Annotated in this window: 21 protein-coding genes and 1 tRNA gene; 16 read left to right on the top strand and 6 right to left on the bottom strand. The window is 66.2% G+C overall.

What is annotated here, in order from left to right:
- Nucleotides 1-44 precede the first annotated feature (44 nt).
- Nucleotides 45-941, top strand: a complete 897-nt coding sequence (locus FYJ91_RS05990; protein ID WP_149521398.1) for an iron-containing redox enzyme family protein — start codon at nucleotides 45-47, stop codon at nucleotides 939-941.
- Here the strand turns inward: FYJ91_RS05990 and FYJ91_RS05985 are convergent, their stop codons facing one another.
- Nucleotides 942-1,214, bottom strand: a complete 273-nt coding sequence (locus FYJ91_RS05985; RefSeq protein WP_246152487.1) for a hypothetical protein — start codon at nucleotides 1,212-1,214, stop codon at nucleotides 942-944.
- Between the two features lie 103 nt (nucleotides 1,215-1,317).
- A tRNA-Gly gene (locus FYJ91_RS05980) sits at nucleotides 1,318-1,392 on the bottom strand.
- A 167-nt stretch (nucleotides 1,393-1,559) separates the two neighbouring features.
- Here FYJ91_RS05980 and FYJ91_RS05975 point away from each other — a divergent pair.
- Together FYJ91_RS05975 and FYJ91_RS05970 are read left to right on the top strand one after the other, a co-directional pair.
- Entirely contained in the window at nucleotides 1,560-2,471 is a 912-nt protein-coding gene (locus FYJ91_RS05975; protein WP_246152485.1) for a tetratricopeptide repeat protein, read from the top strand.
- A gap of 10 nt (nucleotides 2,472-2,481) precedes the next feature.
- Nucleotides 2,482-3,108 carry an LON peptidase substrate-binding domain-containing protein gene (locus tag FYJ91_RS05970; RefSeq protein WP_149521396.1) on the top strand — a complete coding sequence of 209 codons (627 nt, stop codon included), beginning with the start codon at nucleotides 2,482-2,484 and terminating at the stop codon, nucleotides 3,106-3,108.
- Here the strand turns inward: FYJ91_RS05970 and FYJ91_RS05965 are convergent.
- Both FYJ91_RS05965 and FYJ91_RS20525 read right to left on the bottom strand, forming a co-directional pair.
- Nucleotides 3,102-3,302 (bottom strand): PspC domain-containing protein, encoded by a 201-nt coding sequence (locus FYJ91_RS05965; protein ID WP_149521395.1) that lies wholly within the window; start codon nucleotides 3,300-3,302, stop codon nucleotides 3,102-3,104. The two genes, FYJ91_RS05970 and FYJ91_RS05965, sit on opposite strands and share 7 nt — an antisense overlap.
- A 24-nt stretch (nucleotides 3,303-3,326) precedes the next feature.
- On the bottom strand, nucleotides 3,327-3,482 hold the full coding sequence (locus tag FYJ91_RS20525; protein WP_181008378.1) for a hypothetical protein: 156 nt from the start codon (nucleotides 3,480-3,482) through the stop codon (nucleotides 3,327-3,329).
- 282 nt (nucleotides 3,483-3,764) lie between these two features.
- Here FYJ91_RS20525 and FYJ91_RS05960 point away from each other — a divergent pair, with 282 nt between their 5' ends.
- From FYJ91_RS05960 to ribH, 6 genes are read left to right on the top strand one after another with little or no spacing between them, the layout of a single operon-like run.
- A complete protein-coding gene (locus FYJ91_RS05960) occupies nucleotides 3,765-4,403 on the top strand; it encodes an energy transducer TonB (RefSeq protein ID WP_149521394.1) in 639 nt (212 codons plus the stop codon).
- 46 nt (nucleotides 4,404-4,449) lie between these two features.
- Nucleotides 4,450-4,776: a hypothetical protein gene (locus FYJ91_RS05955; RefSeq protein ID WP_149521393.1), complete on the top strand. Its 327-nt coding sequence runs from the start codon at nucleotides 4,450-4,452 to the stop codon at nucleotides 4,774-4,776.
- A gap of 26 nt (nucleotides 4,777-4,802) precedes the next feature.
- The gene (gene ribD, locus FYJ91_RS05950; protein WP_149521392.1) at nucleotides 4,803-5,753 is read left to right on the top strand and encodes a bifunctional diaminohydroxyphosphoribosylaminopyrimidine deaminase/5-amino-6-(5-phosphoribosylamino)uracil reductase RibD; all 951 of its coding nucleotides are present in this window, start codon (nucleotides 4,803-4,805) and stop codon (nucleotides 5,751-5,753) included.
- A gap of 4 nt (nucleotides 5,754-5,757) precedes the next feature.
- Nucleotides 5,758-6,375, top strand: a complete 618-nt coding sequence (locus tag FYJ91_RS05945; protein WP_149521391.1) for a riboflavin synthase — start codon at nucleotides 5,758-5,760, stop codon at nucleotides 6,373-6,375.
- 43 nt (nucleotides 6,376-6,418) lie between these two features.
- Nucleotides 6,419-7,711, top strand: coding sequence for a 3,4-dihydroxy-2-butanone-4-phosphate synthase (gene ribB / locus FYJ91_RS05940; protein ID WP_149521390.1), 1,293 nt, complete (start codon nucleotides 6,419-6,421; stop codon nucleotides 7,709-7,711).
- Nucleotides 7,711-8,133, top strand: coding sequence for a 6,7-dimethyl-8-ribityllumazine synthase (gene ribH, locus FYJ91_RS05935; protein WP_149521389.1), 423 nt, complete (start codon nucleotides 7,711-7,713; stop codon nucleotides 8,131-8,133). The genes ribB and ribH overlap by 1 nt, the downstream gene beginning before the upstream one ends.
- Nucleotides 8,134-8,265: 132 nt before the next feature.
- On the opposite strand, the gene FYJ91_RS05930 is transcribed toward ribH, so the two are convergent.
- Nucleotides 8,266-9,348, bottom strand: a complete 1,083-nt coding sequence (locus FYJ91_RS05930) for an alkene reductase (RefSeq protein WP_149521388.1) — start codon at nucleotides 9,346-9,348, stop codon at nucleotides 8,266-8,268.
- A gap of 48 nt (nucleotides 9,349-9,396) precedes the next feature.
- On the opposite strand from FYJ91_RS05930, the gene FYJ91_RS05925 reads away from it, so the two are divergent.
- The 7 genes from FYJ91_RS05925 to FYJ91_RS05895 all read left to right on the top strand — a co-directional run bounded on the left by FYJ91_RS05925 (nucleotide 9,397) and on the right by FYJ91_RS05895 (nucleotide 16,651).
- Nucleotides 9,397-10,353 carry a DMT family transporter gene (locus FYJ91_RS05925; RefSeq protein ID WP_149521387.1) on the top strand — a complete coding sequence of 319 codons (957 nt, stop codon included), beginning with the start codon at nucleotides 9,397-9,399 and terminating at the stop codon, nucleotides 10,351-10,353.
- Between the two features lie 9 nt (nucleotides 10,354-10,362).
- Entirely contained in the window at nucleotides 10,363-11,025 is a 663-nt protein-coding gene (locus tag FYJ91_RS05920; protein ID WP_149521386.1) for a COQ9 family protein, read from the top strand.
- A 57-nt stretch (nucleotides 11,026-11,082) separates the two neighbouring features.
- Entirely contained in the window at nucleotides 11,083-11,346 is a 264-nt protein-coding gene (locus FYJ91_RS05915; protein WP_149521385.1) for a FeoA family protein, read from the top strand.
- A complete protein-coding gene (feoB, locus tag FYJ91_RS05910) occupies nucleotides 11,343-13,205 on the top strand; it encodes a ferrous iron transporter B (RefSeq protein WP_149521384.1) in 1,863 nt (620 codons plus the stop codon). The genes FYJ91_RS05915 and feoB overlap by 4 nt, the downstream gene beginning before the upstream one ends.
- A 9-nt stretch (nucleotides 13,206-13,214) precedes the next feature.
- Entirely contained in the window at nucleotides 13,215-13,790 is a 576-nt protein-coding gene (gene ssb, locus FYJ91_RS05905; RefSeq protein ID WP_149521383.1) for a single-stranded DNA-binding protein, read from the top strand.
- A 159-nt stretch (nucleotides 13,791-13,949) separates the two neighbouring features.
- Nucleotides 13,950-15,410, top strand: coding sequence for a capsular polysaccharide export protein, LipB/KpsS family (locus FYJ91_RS05900; protein WP_246152483.1), 1,461 nt, complete (start codon nucleotides 13,950-13,952; stop codon nucleotides 15,408-15,410).
- Nucleotides 15,407-16,651, top strand: coding sequence for a capsule biosynthesis protein (locus FYJ91_RS05895; protein WP_149521381.1), 1,245 nt, complete (start codon nucleotides 15,407-15,409; stop codon nucleotides 16,649-16,651). The genes FYJ91_RS05900 and FYJ91_RS05895 overlap by 4 nt, the downstream gene beginning before the upstream one ends.
- A 33-nt stretch (nucleotides 16,652-16,684) precedes the next feature.
- Here the strand turns inward: FYJ91_RS05895 and gltX are convergent, their stop codons facing one another.
- Nucleotides 16,685-18,010, bottom strand: a complete 1,326-nt coding sequence (gene gltX, locus FYJ91_RS05890; RefSeq protein ID WP_149521380.1) for a glutamate--tRNA ligase — start codon at nucleotides 18,008-18,010, stop codon at nucleotides 16,685-16,687.
- Between the last annotated feature and the right edge of the window lie 61 nt (nucleotides 18,011-18,071).

Below are 18,071 nucleotides of genomic sequence, written 5' to 3'. Positions count from 1 at the left end.
TTGCCGTCCGTTATTCTGCTAAATCTATGAATTGAGAGAATAAAATGGCAACGCGGATTAATCTGGATCAGTCGGCGGAGCGATCGCAGTTCCTTACGGACAGCTTTCAACGCGGACTTAGCCACTGGAATCGAGAGCGTTTGGCGCCACAACTCCCCACCGATGACTGGCAACGTCTGCTCGATCGCGACATGCGGATGCAGCGGCTCGAAGGCGGTTTTCTCGAGGAGTTGCGCGCCGAAGTGATCGACGAGGCATCGCGTGCGCCGACCGACCCGGACGGCTTTGTCGCGTGGTTCGAGCATCTGGCCGTGGTAGGCCCCGGCCAGGGCGATCCTCTGTTCCCATGGCTGGAGAAAGAGGCGACTCGCGACGAGCTTCGTTGGTTTTTCGAACAGGAGGCGGCCGGCGAGGCCGGGTTCGACGACCTTGTCGCCTATACGCAGGTCAAGCTGCCCGCCGCACCCAAACTCGAGCTGGCGCGCAACTATTGGGACGAGATGGGGCGCGGAAATGCCAAAGGCATGCACGGCCCCATGCTGAACGTCCTTGTCGATACGCTGGACGTCGATCCCGCAATCGAGACGACGGTGTGGGAAAGCCTGTCGCTTGCCAATGCGATGACCGCGATGGCGACCAGCCGACGTTATGCATGGCACTCGGTCGGCGCGCTCGGCGTGATCGAACTGACCGCCCCCGGGCGCTCGGCACATGTGGCCAAGGGGCTACGCCGCATCGGCCTGAGCGAACGCGAACGCCGCTATTTCGATCTGCACGCGGTGCTCGACGTCAAGCATAGCGCCGATTGGAATCGCGAAGCGCTCCGTCCACTCGTCGCCGAAGATCCGGCCCGCGCGCATGCTATCGCCGAGGGCGCTCTGATCCGCCTACGCTGCGGCGCGCGCTGCTTTGGTCGCTATCGCGCACATCTGTGGGATTGATCAACGCTTGGCACGTTTGAGTCGGCGGCGGTTCTTGGCCACGCCGGCGCGATAGTGGGCGAGTGAGCCGTGGGCTACGCTGACGGGCGTGACGCCAAGGCCACCGGTCAGCGCCTTGCCCTGCAATTGCGCCGCGGCCTCGATCTTTTCGACCACCATCAGCCGCGCCTCGACGAAAGCGGCGGCGTCAAATGCAGCCAGTCGCGTAAGCCGCATGGCGATTACCGACGATGCCTCGAGACCGAGCGACCATCCGCTGAACGCGAGGTCCATAAAATTCTTGGAACGCATGCACCACGAAGCGCGCGGCCGTATCCGGAGTTCCCGTCGATTCGTGATCCCGTCATCATGACGGTGTCGCGGCTGACCGCGAACCTGGAGCGGGCGAAGGGATTCGAACCCTCGACCCCAACCTTGGCAAGGTTGTGCTCTACCCCTGAGCTACGCCCGCTCTGGCGCTTACAAGCGGGCGAACCCGCTGTGTGAGGCGCGGCGTTTAGCGTGGGCCTTTCAGGTGCGCAAGCTGATTCGACAGGAAAAATGCGCAAGGTTGCAACCGCCCTTGGCATGGCGGATATGCGCCCCACATGTGACGTGGAACGATCGGGAGACGAGCAGGTGGCGACCCTGGGTATGAGCGCGGCGGACAAGGAGGCGATCGAGGCATTCAAGCGCGATATCGTCGAACCGTCGATGACTTCGCTCGTGATCGTCGATTTCTGGGCCGAATGGTGCGGCCCCTGCAAGCAACTGACCCCGCTGCTCGAAAAGGTTGCTGCCGATTATGCCGACAAGGGCGTGATCCTGGCCAAGATCAACGTCGACGAGCAGAAGATGATCGCGGCGCAGTTCCGCGTCCAATCGATCCCCACCGTCTATGCGATGTTCCAGGGGCAGCTGGTCGCCGACCTGACCAATGCGCGCACCGAGGGTCAGCTGACCCAGATGCTCGATCAGATCCTGCGCCAGATCCCGGTCGAAAGCGCGGCGGGGCAGCTCGCGCAGGATATCGCCCCGCTGATCGCGATGGGCGAAGAGGTGCTCGACGCGGGCGATATCGAACGCGCTCTTTCGGTGTTCAGCCAGATCGCGGAGATGGCGCCCGACAATCCGCAGGTTCTGTCGGGCCATGCCCGCGCGCTTGTGGCGGCAGGGCAGATCGACGAAGCCGATGCACTGCTGACCGATCTGCCGCCCGAAATCGCCAAGGATCCCGCGATCGCGCGCGCCCAATCGGCGATCGCGCTGGCGCGCGAGGCGACCCCGGTCGACGATCTCGATCCGCTGCGCGCGCGCGTCGTCGCGAACCCCGACGACCATGACGCGCGATACGAACTGGCAGGCGGCCTGATGGCCATGAACGACCGCGACGGGGCCGCCGACCAGTTGCTCGAGATCATCGCGCGCGACCGGACGTGGAACGAGGATGCGGCGCGCCAGCGGCTGCTCAAGCTGCTCGAAGTCGTCGGGCTGGAGGATCCCTGGGTCCGCGATCAGCGCCGGCGGCTGTCGGCCATTCTGTTCACCTGAGGATCGGCCAATGGCGACGCGGACCGGACAGCGGCTGTCGATCTTCCCGCTTGGGGGGGCGTTGCTGTTTCCGCGCAGCCTGCTGCCGCTTCACATCTTCGAGCCGCGATACCGTGCGATGGTGTCCGATGCGCTGGCGCGTGACCGGCGGATCGCGATGATCCAGCCGCGCGACGCCGCCGAGCCGCCGCGCCTGTTCGACGTCGGCTGCATCGGCCATATCCGCGAGGTGAAGAGCCACGACGACGGTCGTTTCGACATCATCCTGGAAGGGGTGAGCCGCTTTCGCCTGCTGCGCGAACTGGACGTCACGACGCCGTTTCGGCAGGTCGAAGGCGATATCAGCGGCTTCGCCGATGCCAAGGAGCCCGAACCGCTGGCGAGCATCGTGCGCGCCTCGATCGAGCAGGAAGCGCGCCGCTTCGCCGATGCGCGGGGCTACGCGATCGACTGGACCTCGGTCAGCCGCCTCGACGACGAAACGCTGGTCAACGCGATCGCGCAGATCGCCCCCTTCGACCCCGCCGCCAAGCAGGCATTGCTGGAGGCGGTGTCGCTGGACGAAAGGGCCGAGTTGCTCGCGCAATTCCTCGGCTTCTTCCGCCGCAACGACGATGATGACGCCACGCTTCAGTAGCGCACGGCCGGAGCGATCAGGCCGACCAGCAGGTAGAGCAGGATCGTCGAACCCACACCGAGCAGCGTGAGCAGGACGGTGACGATGCGGATAAGCGTCGCGTCGACGCCGGTGAAATCGGCGAGGCCGGCGCAGACACCCATGACCTTGCCGTCGGTCTTGTTGAGGCGGAAACGGTTGGAAGACGCGTTCATGGCAATTCCCTTTCGCGGAAAAAATTAAAGCAGGGCCACACGGCTCGCGACGGCCGGGACCGAGGCAGTAGCGTTGGCGGGGCCGATCGCGGCGGTCAGGCAGGCGAGGCTGAACAGCAGGCCACCGCCCAGCGCGATCAGGATGCGCTTCGCGTCGCTCATCTCGTTGGTCGGGGTCATCGTCTGTCTCCTTCATCTGCCGATCGCCGTGGCGGCCGTTGCCGAAGGGATTGCATTTGCCGTGCCAGTTTTCGTCCAGCCCGGATTTATAGGGATTTTCCCGATATTCTTGTACGGCAACTTGAATTTCACCGCTAAGAGTTGGGAAAATGCGCCGACGACGTGGCGAAGGTTGCCAATTGTTACGGCGAAAGATTTTGGCGCGCTATAGGATAAGTGACGCTGTATCATTTCCTTCGGCGAACCGCGGAGACATGCGGTCGCCAGGAGAAGGAGATCGTCATGCACAGTGAAGGCTTTCTCGATACCCGCACCAAAGGCAGCAAGACCGGCCTTGCGATCGTTATCGCGGGCCACGCCGCCGCGATCATCGCGCTGGCGCTGGTCAAGACCCAGGTGATCGGCCCACCGAACATCGTCCGCACCCAGATCTACGAAACGCCCGCCGACCCGACACCGCCGGAAATCCCGCCGCCACCGCGCACCGGAAGGGATATGCCCAGCGCGACGATGCCGACAATCATCGATCTGCCACCTTTGTCGCAGACCGCCATCCTGACCAAGCCGATCGATCCGCCGTCGAGCGGCGTGACCGACGTGGTGATCCCCACCCAGCCCGTGATCGCCGAACCCGCCTTCGTCGAAGCGAAGATGGATCCGGCCGCGGCCGGCCGCTTCCAGCCCGATTATCCCGCGGCGATGGCGCGCGCGGGGACCGAGGGTTTTGCGACGGTCCGCATCCTGATCGGCGCGGACGGGCGTGTGCGGCAGGTGGTGCAGGTCAATGCGACCGACCCCACCTTCTTCACCGCGACCGAACGGCAGGCGTTGCGATACTGGCGGTTCCGCGCCGCCACCCGCGACGGCGTCGCGACCGAAAGTTGGCGGACACTGACGGTGCGCTTCAAGCTGGTCGAATAAGCCAAGCCTAGCGCTCGACGGGGGATCGCCCTATCTTGGGTGACCTATGGCGATCCCCCGTCCTTCGCGCCCGAGCGCATTCCTGGCCGACTTCAAGGCTTTCCTGACAGGCGATCAGCGGCATAAGGTGCCGTTCGCGATCCTGGCCATGCTGATGCCGTGCATCATCATCGCCGGTTTCTACAAGGACTCGCTGCTCGCCAAGCCGCAGAAGCGGATGATCTACGTACAATATTACAAGCCCGATCGGACCGACGAAGAGATCCGCAAGCAGAATATCGCCGATCAGAAGGTGCTCGACGCCGCGCGCGAGGAACGACGCAAGCAGTATCAGCGGTTGGCCGACCGGCTCGGCATCGACACCAAGAATTGAGTATCCGGCCTGACGATTCGCGCTGGATGACGGCCGCGATCGCGCTGGCCGGCCGCACGCGCGGGCTGACGGCACCCAATCCCAATGTCGGCTGCATCATCGTGCGCGATGGCCGCGTGATCGGGCGTGGCTGGACCCAGGCGGGCGGCCGCCCCCATGCCGAGGCGTCGGCGATCGCCGACGCCGGCGGCGATATCACGGGGGCCACCGTCTATGCGACGCTCGAACCATGTGCACACGCCTCGCCGCGCGGCCCGGCCTGCGCCGACCTGCTGTCGGCGGCGCAGCCGGCGCGCGTCGTGATCGGCGCGGGCGATCCCGATCCGCGCACGAACGGCAAGGGCGCCGAACGGCTCCGCGCGGCCGGCATCGAGGTGACCGAGGACATCGAGGCGGCCGCGTGCCGCGCGTCGATGGCGGGCTTCCTGACGCGGATCGCGACCGGGCGCCCGCAAGTGACGCTCAAGCTCGGCCTCTCGATCGACGGTGGGCTGGCGATGGACGACGGGCGCAGTCGCTGGATAACCGGCGCGGCGGCGCGCGCCCATGCCCATGTCGAGCGCGCGCGCCACGAACTGATCCTCGTCGGGCGCGGCACCATCACCGCCGACGCGCCGAAGCTCGACGTGCGGGTGGCCGGCCTCGAATCGCGCAGCCCCCGCCCCGTCCTGATCAGCAGCAACGCGGCAGCAACGCCGGCGGGCTGGCTCCACATTGCATCACCCGACCAGATCGCGTCGCTGCCCGGCGACCATCTGATGATCGAAGGCGGCGCAGGCGCCGCTGCCGCCTTCCTGGCCGTCGACCTGGTCGATCGCATGCTCGTCTATCGCGCGCCGGTCCTGATCGGGGCGGCGCGGACGCTGGGCGATATCGGCCTGACCGATCTTTCGCAGGCGCATGGCCGCTGGCAGATGGTTGACATGCGCGCGCTGGGCGGCGACCGGCTGGAAATCTACGAGAGGCGGCGGAGCTAAGGCCATGTTCACCGGAATCATCACCGATGTCGGCACGATCGCCGCGGTCGAGCAGCGCGGCGACCTGCACGTCCGCATCGACACGAGTTTCGACACCGCATCGATCGACATAGGCGCGTCGATCGCCTGTTCGGGCGCGTGCATGACCGTCGTCGAAAAAGGGCCGGGCTGGTTCGCGGTCGACGTCAGCCACGAAAGCGTGTCGTGCACCGCGGCGAATCGCTGGACCGCTGGAACCCGTCTCAACCTCGAACGATCGCTGCGCGTCGGCGACGAACTGGGCGGGCACATCGTCACCGGCCATGTCGACGGCATCGGTACGGTCGCCGCGATCGGCGAGGAAGGCGATTCGCACCGGATCGACATCGCGATACCCGCCGAGCTCGCCGGCTATCTCGCCGCCAAGGGCTCCGTGTCGATCGACGGCATCTCGCTGACGGTCAACAGCGTGACCGATCAGCCCGATGGCGCGACCCTGATCGGGCTCAACATCATCCCGCATACGGCGAGCGTCACGACGTTGGGCGACGTGCAGGTGCACGATCAGGTCAATCTGGAGATCGATATCCTCGCGCGCTATCTCGGCCGGATGGAACAGTTGAGAAATCACATTAAAATGTGATTTCTCTCTTGAGGGGATCACATTGCGGGTGTAGTCGGCGGTTATGAGCACCACCCTGATCGAGCGCATCCGCGCCGCCGTCTCGGACGGCAACGTCTCCCGCTCCGGCCTTGCCCGCGCGGCCGGACTCCACCCCAATTCGCTGCGGTCGCTCGACGAGCCCGATTGGAATCCGACGGCGGACACGCTCAAGAAGCTCGAAGCCTATCTGTCGCGGCCGGGCCTGACCCCGATCGAGGATATCATCAACGAAGCGCGCAACGGGCGCATGTTCATCCTGGTCGACGACGAGGATCGCGAGAATGAGGGCGATCTCGTCATCCCCGCGCAGATGGCGACCCCGGATGCGATCAACTTCATGGCCAAGCACGGCCGCGGGCTGATCTGCCTGACGCTGACCAAGGACCGCGTCGAACAGCTCGGCCTCGACCTGATGAGCCGCAACAACGGCACCCGCCACGAAACCGCCTTCACCGTGTCGATCGAGGCGCGCGACGGCGTGACCACCGGCATTTCGGCCGCCGATCGCGCGCGCACCGTCGCGGTTGCGATCGATGCGTCGAAGGGGCCGGAGCATATCGTGACCCCCGGCCACGTCTTCCCGCTGATCGCGCGCGACGGCGGTGTCCTCGTCCGCACCGGCCACACCGAAGCCGCATGCGACGTCTCCCGGCTTGCCGGCCTCAATCCGTCGGGCGTGATCTGCGAGATCATGAAGGACGACGGGACGATGGCGCGCATGCCCGACCTGATCGAGTTCGCGCAGATCCACGGGCTGAAGATCGGCACGATCCGCGATCTGATCGCCTATCGCCGCCAGCATGATCACCTCGTCCAGAAGCTGGCCGAGGGTAAGTTCACCAGCCGCTGGGGCGGCGAGTGGACCGCGATCACCTTCTACAACAAGGCGACCGGCAGCGAGCAGGTGGCGTTGGTCAAGGGCCGCATCGATCCCGAAGAGCCGACGCTGGTGCGCATGCACTTCTCAGGATCCTTCTACGATCTGTTCGGTGAAACCGGATCGCGCGGCGCGCTGATCGAACGATCGATGCAGGCGATCGCCGAGCATGGCAGCGGCGTGATCGTCGTCGTCAACTCGCCCAGCGAAGGCTGGCTGACCCGCGCGGTCCAGTCGTTCAGCAAGGGCGGCGACGATACGCCGCCGGCGCAGGACGTGATCCGCGATTATGGCGTGGGCGCGCAGATCCTGACCGAACTGGGCGTGCAGGACATGATCCTGCTCACCAACACCCACCACAGCCTCGTCGCGCTCGACGGCTACGGCCTGTCGATCGTCGGCGAACGCCCGATCCCCAAGCTCGACGGAGTGAACTGATGGCCAAGATCCTGATCGTCGAGGCGCGTTTCTACGACCACCTCAACGACCTGCTGCTCGAGGGCGCGCGCGCCGCGATCGAGGAAGACGGGCACAAGCATGAGACGATCACCGTCCCCGGCGCGCTCGAAGTGCCCGGCGCGATCGCGATGGCGGCCGAGAGCGGGCGCTATGACGGCTTCGTCGCACTGGGCGTCGTCATCCGTGGCGAAACCTATCATTTCGAGGTGGTCTCGAATGAAAGCGCGCGCGGGCTGATGGCGCTGACGATGGATGGCATCGCGATCGGCAACGGCATCCTGACGGTGGAGGACGAGGCCCAGGCGCTCGCTCGCGCGCGGATGACCGAGAAGGACAAGGGCGGCGAGGCAGCCAAGGCCGCGCTCGCCATGCTCAAGCTGCGCGAGCGGTTCGGGGCGTAAGCCTAAATCCTCCCCGATATGGGGAGGTGGCGCCGAAGGCGACGGAGGGGGTTGGCCGAAGGCTCCGCGACAGCCTCTTGCCCCCTCCACCATCCTCCGGATGGTCCCTCTCCCGTACCGGGGAGGACTTCATTACGCCGCGTCGACCGTCGGCCAGTCCGAATAGCCGGCCGCACCCTCGCCATACCATTGCGCCGGCCCCGATGGGATGAACGGCAGGCCGCGCGAAATGCGGACCGGCAGATCGGGGCTGGTGATGAACGGCCGGCCGAAGGCGATCGCATCGGCGTCGCCACGATCGAGCGCCGCCTGCGCGCTCTCGCTCGTGAAATCCGAATTGAGAATCAACGGACCCTTGAACATCTTGCGGATGACAGGGTGGACCGGCGCGCTGCTCGGCTTGCCAAAGGTACCGTCGGGGCCGGGCTCGCGCAGTTCGAGGAAGGCGATGCCGATGTCGGACAGGGCCGCCGCCGCCGCTTCGAACAACGGATGCGGATTGCTGTCATCGGTGCCCTGCGAATTGCCGTTGGGCGACAGGCGGATGCCGGTCCGCTCCTTGCCCACCGCGTCGGCGACGGCCTGCGTCACTTCGCGCATCAGGCGGATGCGATTCTCGATCGACCCCCCATATTCATCGGTGCGCTGGTTCGCCGAATCGCGCAAGAAGCTGTCGATCAGATAGCCGTTGGCGCCGTGGATCTGGACGCCGTCGAACCCGATCGCGATCGCATTCTGCGCGGCCCGGACATAGTCGGCGATGATGCCGGGAATCTCGCCGATCTCCAGCGGGCGCGGCGCAACGAAATCGAACCGCCCTTCGTAGGTGTGCGCCTGATCGGGCGCCGCGATCGCCGAGGCCGCGACCGGCAGTTCGCCGCCCAGGAAATTGGGATGGACCATCCGACCCATATGCCAGAGCTGCGAAACGATCCGCCCGCCCGCGTCGTGGACCGCCTTCACGATCGGCTTCCACGCTTCCAGCTGCTCGTCTGTCCAAAGGCCCGGCGCGTTGGGCCAGCCCATGCCCTGTCGGCTGATACCGGTCGCTTCGGAAATGATCAGCCCGGCCGAGGCACGCTGACGATAATAGTCCGCCATCACGGGGGTCGGAACGTGATTGCGCGTCGAGCGGGCGCGCGTAAGAGGGGCCATGAAGATGCGGTTGGGCGCTTCGATGGCGCCAAGACGGATCGGATCGAACAGCGTGGGCACGGACATTCTCCTACATGCTGCGGCGCAAGATAGGATGTTTCAGGGCCGATGCACGAGGCCAAGGGCACAAGATTAGCTGATCCCGCCGATAGTTCGGCTGTGATCGCGCGCGCCTTCGTCGCAATGGTGCTCAGCAATATATGCTTGGCGTTCGGTCCGGTGAGCGTGCGCCTGGCGGCTGCGCATTCGGACATCGGCCCGGTGACATCGGCCTTCTGGCGCTTGGGCCTCGCCGTGCCCGTCCTCTTTATCCTGACCCGCGTCATGCGCCAGCCGATCCCGCGCATGAGCCGTGGCATGGTGCTGATGCTGCTGACCGGCGGGCTGTTCTTCGCGCTCGATCTGGGCAGCTGGCATATCGGCATCCTGCGCACCCGCCTCGCCAACGCCACTTTGTTCGGCAACATCACGACCTTCACCTTCGCGATCTACGGCATGATCGTCGCGCGCGCGCTCCCGACACGGATGCAGGGAATCGCGATGACGCTGGCCTTTGGCGGGGTCGGCCTGCTGCTCGGCCGATCCTACGAATTGTCGCGCGAATATCTGGTCGGCGACCTGTTCTGCATCTTCGCGGGGCTGAGCTATACCGGCTATCTGATCGCGATGGGCCGCGCGCGCGGCATCCTGCAGCCGATGCCCGCCTTGTTCATATCCACCCTGGCCGGCGCCGTGCCGATGCTGTTCGCCGCGCTGGCGATGGAGGGGAAGCTGATCCCCGATGCCTGGTGGCCGGTGCTGGCGCTCGCGATCGGCAGCCAGGTGATCGGCCAAGGGCTGCTGATCTACGCGATCGGACATCTGCCGCCGTTGATCATTGCGCTGGGCCTGCTGATCCAGCCGGTGGTGTCGACCGCGCTCGGCTGGGAATTCTATGGCGAGACGCTGGCGACGTTCGACTGGATCGGCGCCGCGGCGATATGCATCGCGCTTATTCTCGTCCGACGCGGCGAACCGCCAGCCGTGGCCAAGCCGGCCGTGGTCAAGTCGACTGGGCCGGTCTAAAGAGATCGCATGATCGCCCCTATCGACATGACCCTCGACGAACTGCGCGAGGCACTGGCCGAAAGGCTGCCCACCCATGCCGTGTTCGACGGATGGAGCGAAGCCGCGCTCGCGGCGGCGGCGGCCGAACTCGGCGTCCCTGCCGACCGCGCCGCACTCTGCTTTCCGGGTGGCGCGATCGAGATGATGGACGCATGGTTCGCCGCGGTCGACCGCGCGATGGCCGCCGAATATCCGGCCGATCGGATCGCCGGCATGAAGATCCGCGCCCGCATCCGCGCGCTCGTCGGTTTCCGCATCGCGCAAGGGTCGGCTCATCCCGACGCGCTGCGCCGCGCGCTCCAGCTTCTCACCCGCCCGACCAACGCAAGGCGCGCCGCGTCCCTGGGCTGGCGCGCGGCCGACGCGATGTGGCGCATCGCGGGCGACACGAGCACCGACATCGCCTGGTATACCAAGCGCACCACGCTTTCGACGCTCTATGCCGCCACGATGATGGCGTGGATGGACGACGACAGCGAAGGCTTTGCCGACACCTATGCGTTCCTCGATCGCCGGATCGACGACGTGATGCGGTTCGAGAAACTGAAGGCGCAGCTCAAGCCCGATCCCGACCGGCATTTCAGCGTCGCCCGCTTCCTAGGCCGGCTGCGTTACCGCATGGCCGAATAGGATCCGGGGTAAGGATTTGCTGGCGCGCCTGCCAAGCTATTGATAATGGTTCGCAGCATGACCTCGCATGCTGCCATCACCCTCGACCAGCTACCCATAAGCGACAAGGGATCGATCCAGTCGATCGACTGGTCGCTTCTGTCCGAGAAGGACGGGCGGCGTCTGCGCGAACTGGGCGTCGACGAAGGCGTGACGGTGGAAAAGCTGCACAAGGGGCCGTTCGGGCGCGACCCGATCGCCTGCCGGATCGGCCGCATGACGGTGGCGCTGCGCAGTGCGCAAGCCGCCGCGATCCTGGTGGAGCCGGCGTCCAAATCATGAACCACACTCCGCTGATCGCGCTCGTCGGCAACCCCAACGCCGGCAAGAGCGCGCTGTTCAACGCCCTGACCGGCGCTCGCCAGAAGGTCGGCAACTATCCGGGCGTCACCGTCGAACGGAAATCGGGCCGCTTCGCGCTGGAGGATGGCCGCCCGGTCGAACTGCTCGACCTGCCCGGCACCTACAGCCTCGAACCGTCGAGCCCCGACGAAGCCGTCACCCACGACGTTTTGCTGGGCAAACAGGAGGGCGAGCGCCTGCCCTCCGCGCTCATCGTCGTCATGGATGCGAGCAACCTCGACAATCATCTTCGCTTCGCGCTGCAACTGATCGCGCTGGGCCTGCCGACCGTGGTCGCGCTGAACATGATCGACATGGCCGAACGCGACGGGCTGAAGATCGATGTCGCCAAGCTGTCGGCGGAACTCGGCGTACCTGTGATCCCGACGGTCGCGGTGCGCAAGCGCGGGATCGACGCACTCAAGGTCGCGGTGGGCGAACTGGCGACCACCGGTCCGCGCATATCTGGCGGCGATGTCGCGGTGCTGCACGAAGACATCGTCGGGCTCCAGCGCCGCGCGCGCGCGATCGCGGTCGCCGCGACCACCGAGGAAAGTTTTCGGCGTCGCTGGACGCACCGCGCGGACGCGGTCGCGCTGCACCCGATCATCGGCCCGATCCTGCTCGCGGCCATCCTGTTCCTGATTTTCCAGGCGGTGTTCAGCTGGGCCAGCGTGCCCGCAGACATGATCGACGCGGGCATCTCTTCGCTCGGTGAGATCGTCGGCGACGCGATGCCCGAGGGCTTCTTCCGATCGCTGATCGTCGAAGGGCTGATCGCGGGCGTGGGCGCTGTGGTCGTGTTCCTGCCGCAGATCCTGATCCTGTTCTTCTTCATCCTGCTGCTGGAAGCGACCGGCTACATGGTCCGCGCCGCCTTCATCATGGATCATCTGATGGCGCGGGTGGGCCTGTCGGGCCGCGCGTTCATCCCGCTCCTCTCCTCCTTCGCCTGCGCGATTCCCGGTATCATGGCGACGCGCACGATCGACGATCCCAAGGACCGGCTGACCACCATCCTGATCGCGCCGCTGATGACCTGTTCGGCGCGGCTGCCGGTCTATGCCGTCGTGATCGCGGCCTTCATCCCCGATCGGGCCGTGGGGCCGGGAATCGGCCTGCAAGGTCTGGTGCTGTTCGCGCTCTACATTGCGGGCGTGGCCGGCGCGATGTTGGCCGCCTATGTCCTGCGCCGCACCGTGACCAAGGGGCCGCCGCCGGGCTTCATGATGGAGATGCCCAAATATCAGGCGCCCGCAATGCGCGACATCGCGCTGGGCCTGTGGACGCGTGCTATGATCTTCCTGAAGCGCGCAGGCACGATCATCGCCTTTACCACCGTCATCCTGTGGCTGCTCGTCTCCTATCCCAAGCCGCCTGCCGACTATGATCAGCCCGCCATCGATTATTCGATCGCCGGACGGATCGCGAACGGCATCACCCCCATCGTCCGCCCGATCGGATTCGATCGTGACATCGCGCTCGCGCTGATCCCGGCAATGGCCGCGCGCGAGGTGGCGGTGTCGGCGCTCGCGACCGTCTATGCGATCACCGACGGCGATGAGGCGGCGCAGGAGCGCTCGCTCGTCGATCGCCTGCGCGGGCGATGGCCACTGCCGACCGCGCTCGCCTTCCTCGTCTGGTTCGTATTCGCGCCGCAGTGCATCTCGACGATCGCGGTCGTCCGGCGCGAGACGAACGGGTGGAAATGGACGGGCTTCATGCTCGCCTATCTCTTCGCACTGGCATACATCGCGGCAGGCGCTACATACTGGGCGGCTACAGCTTTGGGCCTTTAGGAGATACAAGTGGCAGGCAGCGTCAATAAGGTGATCCTGGTCGGAAATCTGGGCCGCGATCCCGAATCGCGCAGCTTCCAGAACGGCGGCAAGGTCGTGAACCTGCGCGTCGCCACCTCCGAACAGTGGAAGGATCGCGCCAGCGGCGAGCGCCGCGACAAGACCGAATGGCATTCGGTCGCGATCTTCAACGACGCGCTGGCCGGCGTCGCCGAAAAGTATCTGCGCAAGGGCAGCAAGGTCTATCTCGAAGGCCAGCTCCAGACCCGCAAATGGACCGATGCCCAAGGCCAGGAGCGTTATTCGACCGAGGTGGTCCTGCAGGGCTTCAACGCCGTGATGGTGCTGCTCGATCGCCCCGAGGGCGGTGGTCAGGGTGGCGGCTATGGCGGCGGCGGCCAATCGTCCGGCGGTGGCTGGGGCGACGATGATGGCGGCTATGCTGGCGGCACCAATTTCGGTGGCGGCAGCGGCGGTGGATTCGGCGGCGGACGTGGCGCGCCGGCTGGCGGCGGCGGCGCCGCCAAGCCGCAGCGCCAGGCCGATCCTTTCGAAAGCGATCTGGACGACGACGTCCCGTTCTGATCGGGCTTTGATCGGCGTGGCTTAGAGTCTATTTACCAGAGAATGTCGGCGCCAGACCGCAGACACGCATTCTTGCGTTCGCCGCCCTTCCCGCAGGCATCGGCCGAGATCGCGCGCGTTAGCGCGCCGAGGTCGTTTGCCCGCAGCACCGAGCTGGCTGTGCCGGAACGCGACCGTGCCCGCCTGCTGATCGACGCCATCGTCGCAGCGCGGATCGGCGGCGCTTTCTGGGCGGCGACCGACGACCCGTGGTTCATCACCGACGATCCCGCGCCGATCCGCGCGGGCGGCCATGACGAACGCGGGCTTGTCGCCTGGTTGCGCGGGCGCGACGTCGAATGGAGCGGTCCCGGTCTTTTCGCCGATTATGGCTTGGACGGCCTGCCAGATCCGCTCGAACGGCTCGTCCACGATCATCTGGTCGCGGGTGCCGACTATCGCGATCCCTTCTCCAACCGCCCCGTCGCGGTCGAAGCCGCGATCGAGCTGCTCGGCTTCTGGCGCAGCCTGATCGATCGCAACCGCGGCCTCGCCGTCGCCACCGGCATCGCCGGCTGGAAGCGACGCGAGGTCGAAGGGATGCTGTGGCCGGGCACGTCGGGCCTCGCGTTCGAACGGTCCGCCAGGATGGCCGTGCGGACCGCGAGCGCCCATCACGGCGCGATCGCGGTCTGGCCCACCAAAGCGCCCGCCGGCCTCGACGGCGCGGCCGCCACGGCCGGGGTGCAGCTCATCCCGGTCGAGGACGGTTTCCTGCGCTCCTCCGGCCTGGGAAGCGATTGCCATCCGCCGCATTCGATCATCCTCGACCGGCGCGGCATGCATTTCGATCCGCGAACGCCGAGCGAACTCGAACTCCTGCTCGCCGATCCGACCACCGATCCGGTGATGCTGGCGCGTGCCGAACGGCTGATGCGCGAGATCGTCGACGCGGGTCTGAGCAAATATGCCAGCGGTCGCGCGGGTTTCGACAAGCCCGTGACGTCGAAGCCACTTGTTCTCGTCACCGGCCAGGTCGAGGACGATCTATCGGTGCGGCTGGGCGGCGCCGGGATCGAAAGTAACCTGGAATTGCTTCGCCGCGCGCGCGCAGCCGAGCCCGACGCCTTCCTGATCTTCAAGCCGCATCCCGATGTCGACGCCGGCCATCGCCGCGGACGGATCCCGGATGCCGAGATCCTCGTTCATGCCGACATGGTGATACGGGATATCCCGATGGCAGCGCTGCTCGATCACGTCGCGCGTGTACATGTGCTCACATCTCTGACGGGATTTGAGGCATTGATGCGCGGATGCGAGGTCGTGACCCACGGCCAGCCATTCTATGCGGGTTGGGGGTTGACGCGCGACCTCGGCCCCCGCATTGAACGGCGCGAGGGTCGCACCTTGTCATTGATGCAACTGGTGGCGGCGACGTTGATTCAATACCCTCGTTATCTCGATCCCGTAACCAAGCTTCCCTGCTCGCCCGAGTTGTTGGTGGCTCGTCTTGCGGCTCAGCCCGTACCGATAGAAACGCCGCTGACGCGGCTGCGCCGGCTGCAGGGTCGCGCCCGCCGCGTCCTTGCGCGTGGCTGGCCGCCGCGCGCGAAGGTCCAGGGCACGGGAGCCCGCGCATGAAGCACGGCGTCGCTCCGCAACAGCGCTTCCTGTTCCTGCAGGGCCCGCCCGGCCCCTTCTTCTTTCGCCTCGCCAAATCTCTGCGCGCGCTGGGCCACCGTGTCCACCGCATCAATCTGAACGGTGGCGATCGGGCGTCCTGGCCCGAAAAGGCGATCGACTATCGCGGCGACCCCGATCGCTGGCCGCGCTTCGTCGACAATTTCCTGGCCGAACATGCGATCACCGATCTCGTGCTGTTCGGTGATTGTCGCCCGCTGCATCAGGCTGCCCGCGGTCTCGCGCAGCGTCGCGACGTGCGCGTCCACGTGTTCGAGGAAGGCTATATCCGTCCGCACTGGGTGACGCTGGAACGCGATGGCGTAAACGGCCATTCGCCGCTGCCACGCGACCCGAAATGGTTTCTGCGGGAGGCGCGACGCCTGCCCCCGCTGGGTGAAGAAGCGGCCGTTCCCGCCACCTTCCGCCGCCGCGCACGCGAAGCCACCCTCTATTATTTCCAGACCTATGTCGGACGGGTCGTCTTTCCGCATTACAAGTCGCATCGTGATCGCTGGGTGGTTGCGGAAGCGGCAGGCTGGCTCAAGCAGTTCGCTTTGCGCAGCGTGCACGAGGATCGCGCCGAACAGGCGATCGCCTCCGTCGCTGGCAAACGCTATTTCGCGCTGCCGCTCCAGCTGACGTCGGATTATCAGATCCGCGTCCATTCGCCCTTCTCCTCGATGGAGGCCGGCGCGCGCTATGTGATCGAAAGCTTCGCCCGCTTCGCGCCCGAGGACACGCTTCTGCTGATCAAGGAGCATCCGCTCGACAACGGCCTGTCGAGCTGGGCGCGCTTCGTGAAGCGCGAAGGCGCGCGGCTCGGCGTTGCCGATCGGCTGGTCCTCGCCCGCGGCGGCGACATCAACGATGTGGTCAACAACTCGATCGGCGTGGTGACGGTGAACAGCACTACGGGCACATTGTCGCTGGCCAATGGCATCCCCACCGTGGCGCTGGGAGAAGCCGTTTACAACATCCCAGGCATCACCTTCGACGGGCCGCTCGATGAATTCTGGGCCAACCCGACCCCGCCCGATCCCAAGATCTGGGATGCCTTCTGCCGGGTGCTGCGCGCGCGCTGCCTCGTCTATGGCGGCTTCGCCAGCGACGAGGGGATCGAATTGCTCGTCGCCGGATCGATCGAGCGGATGATCGACTCCGTCGCGACCCCGACGCCGCGTCCTACGGACTTCGGTTGATTTGAGCCGGTTCGGCAAGCCGAGCCGGCGGGGTTAAGCGCCCAGCCGCTCGATCGCGCGGTCGCGACCGATCAGCGGAAGCAGGGCGTTCATGTCTGGACCATGCTCCCGCCCGGTGAGCGCGAGGCGCAATGGCAGGAACAGCGACTTGCCCTTGCGGCCTGTCTCGGCGCCGAGCGCGGCGGTCAGCGCCTTCCACGGCGTGCCGACCCAGTCGATCTCGCTCGCGACCCGCGCGGCCGTCGCGAGATAGGCGGCATCCTCTTCCGAGACGTCTGCGCGCTCGATCGGTCCTTCGACCACGGCCCACCATTCGCCCGCCTCGGCGATCGTGGTCAGGTTCGGCCGGATCGCCTCCCAGCCCGCGCGGTCGATGCCGACCGGAATCCGCCCCGCGACAGCATCGTAATCGAGGGCGTGGATGATCCGCGCGTTGAGCGCCTTCAACTCCTCCTCATCGAAGCGCGCGGGCGCGCGGCCGAAGCGGGCGAAGTCGAAGCTTTCGATCAGCGGCGCGAGATCGGTGACGGGTTCGACCGGCAGGCTCGTGCCCAGCCGCGCGAGCAGAGCGAGGATCGCGATCGGTTCGATCCCTTCGGCGCGGAACGCATCGCTGTCGGTTGCGCCGAGGCGCTTCGACAGCTTGCCCTCGCTGCCCGTCAGCAACGCCTCATGCGCGAAGGCCGGTGGCGTCGCCCCCAGTGCCGCGAACATCTGAAGCTGCAGCCCGGTGTTGGTGACGTGGTCCTCACCGCGCACGACATGGGTGACGCCCATGTCGATATCGTCGATCGCCGAAGGAAGCATGTAGAGCCAGCTGCCGTCGGCGCGGCGGATCACCGGATCGGACAGCAGCTTCGGATCGAGCTTCTGCGGCCCGCGGATCAGATCGTCCCACGCGATCGGCGCGTCGTGATCGAGCAGGAAGCGCCAATGCGGCGTGCGCCCCTCCCCCTCGAACCCTGCGATCTGCTCCGCCGTCAGCGACAGTGCCGCGCGATCATAGACCGGCGGCAGCCCGCGACCCGCCAGCACCTTGCGGCGCAGTTCGAGTTCCTGCGCGGTTTCGTAGCAGGGATAGACCCGCCCCGCCGCGCGCAGCTTTTCGAAACGGGATTCGTACAGCGCGAAGCGATCCGACTGGCGCGCCTCGCCATCCGGCACCAGCCCAAGCCAGGCGAGATCGGCGCGGATCGATTCGACGAAGGCTTCGGTCGATCGCTCGGCATCGGTATCGTCGAGCCGCAGCAGGAAACACCCGCCCTGCTGTCGCGCCCACAGCCAGTTGTGGAGCGCGGCGCGGATATTGCCGACGTGAAGCCGGCCGGTGGGCGAAGGAGCGAAACGGGTGACGATCATCGCGTCAGCCCATAGGCTGGTCGCGCGTTCGCAACCACCCCCTTCCCCCAATGGCATGTTA

Source organism: Sphingomonas montanisoli, assembly GCF_008274695.1.
GTDB classification, from domain to species: Bacteria; Pseudomonadota; Alphaproteobacteria; order Sphingomonadales; family Sphingomonadaceae; genus Rhizorhabdus; species Rhizorhabdus montanisoli.
Note: the sequence above shows the minus strand (reverse complement) of the source record. Positions and strands in the feature narration are given on the sequence as shown.

Coding starts and splice junctions, on each gene's coding strand:
- FYJ91_RS05990 (WP_149521398.1), top strand. CDS start 45: ATGGCAACGCGGATTAATCTGGATCAGTCGGCGGAGCGATCGCAGTTC.
- FYJ91_RS05985 (WP_246152487.1), bottom strand. CDS start 1,214: ATGGACCTCGCGTTCAGCGGATGGTCGCTCGGTCTCGAGGCATCGTCG.
- FYJ91_RS05970 (WP_149521396.1), top strand. CDS start 2,482: ATGGCGACGCGGACCGGACAGCGGCTGTCGATCTTCCCGCTTGGGGGG.
- FYJ91_RS05965 (WP_149521395.1), bottom strand. CDS start 3,302: ATGAACGCGTCTTCCAACCGTTTCCGCCTCAACAAGACCGACGGCAAG.
- FYJ91_RS20525 (WP_181008378.1), bottom strand. CDS start 3,482: ATGACCCCGACCAACGAGATGAGCGACGCGAAGCGCATCCTGATCGCG.
- FYJ91_RS05960 (WP_149521394.1), top strand. CDS start 3,765: ATGCACAGTGAAGGCTTTCTCGATACCCGCACCAAAGGCAGCAAGACC.
- FYJ91_RS05955 (WP_149521393.1), top strand. CDS start 4,450: ATGGCGATCCCCCGTCCTTCGCGCCCGAGCGCATTCCTGGCCGACTTC.
- ribD (WP_149521392.1), top strand. CDS start 4,803: ATGACGGCCGCGATCGCGCTGGCCGGCCGCACGCGCGGGCTGACGGCA.
- FYJ91_RS05945 (WP_149521391.1), top strand. CDS start 5,758: ATGTTCACCGGAATCATCACCGATGTCGGCACGATCGCCGCGGTCGAG.
- ribB (WP_149521390.1), top strand. CDS start 6,419: ATGAGCACCACCCTGATCGAGCGCATCCGCGCCGCCGTCTCGGACGGC.
- ribH (WP_149521389.1), top strand. CDS start 7,711: ATGGCCAAGATCCTGATCGTCGAGGCGCGTTTCTACGACCACCTCAAC.
- FYJ91_RS05925 (WP_149521387.1), top strand. CDS start 9,397: ATGCACGAGGCCAAGGGCACAAGATTAGCTGATCCCGCCGATAGTTCG.
- FYJ91_RS05920 (WP_149521386.1), top strand. CDS start 10,363: ATGATCGCCCCTATCGACATGACCCTCGACGAACTGCGCGAGGCACTG.
- FYJ91_RS05915 (WP_149521385.1), top strand. CDS start 11,083: ATGACCTCGCATGCTGCCATCACCCTCGACCAGCTACCCATAAGCGAC.
- feoB (WP_149521384.1), top strand. CDS start 11,343: ATGAACCACACTCCGCTGATCGCGCTCGTCGGCAACCCCAACGCCGGC.
- FYJ91_RS05895 (WP_149521381.1), top strand. CDS start 15,407: ATGAAGCACGGCGTCGCTCCGCAACAGCGCTTCCTGTTCCTGCAGGGC.
- gltX (WP_149521380.1), bottom strand. CDS start 18,010: ATGATCGTCACCCGTTTCGCTCCTTCGCCCACCGGCCGGCTTCACGTC.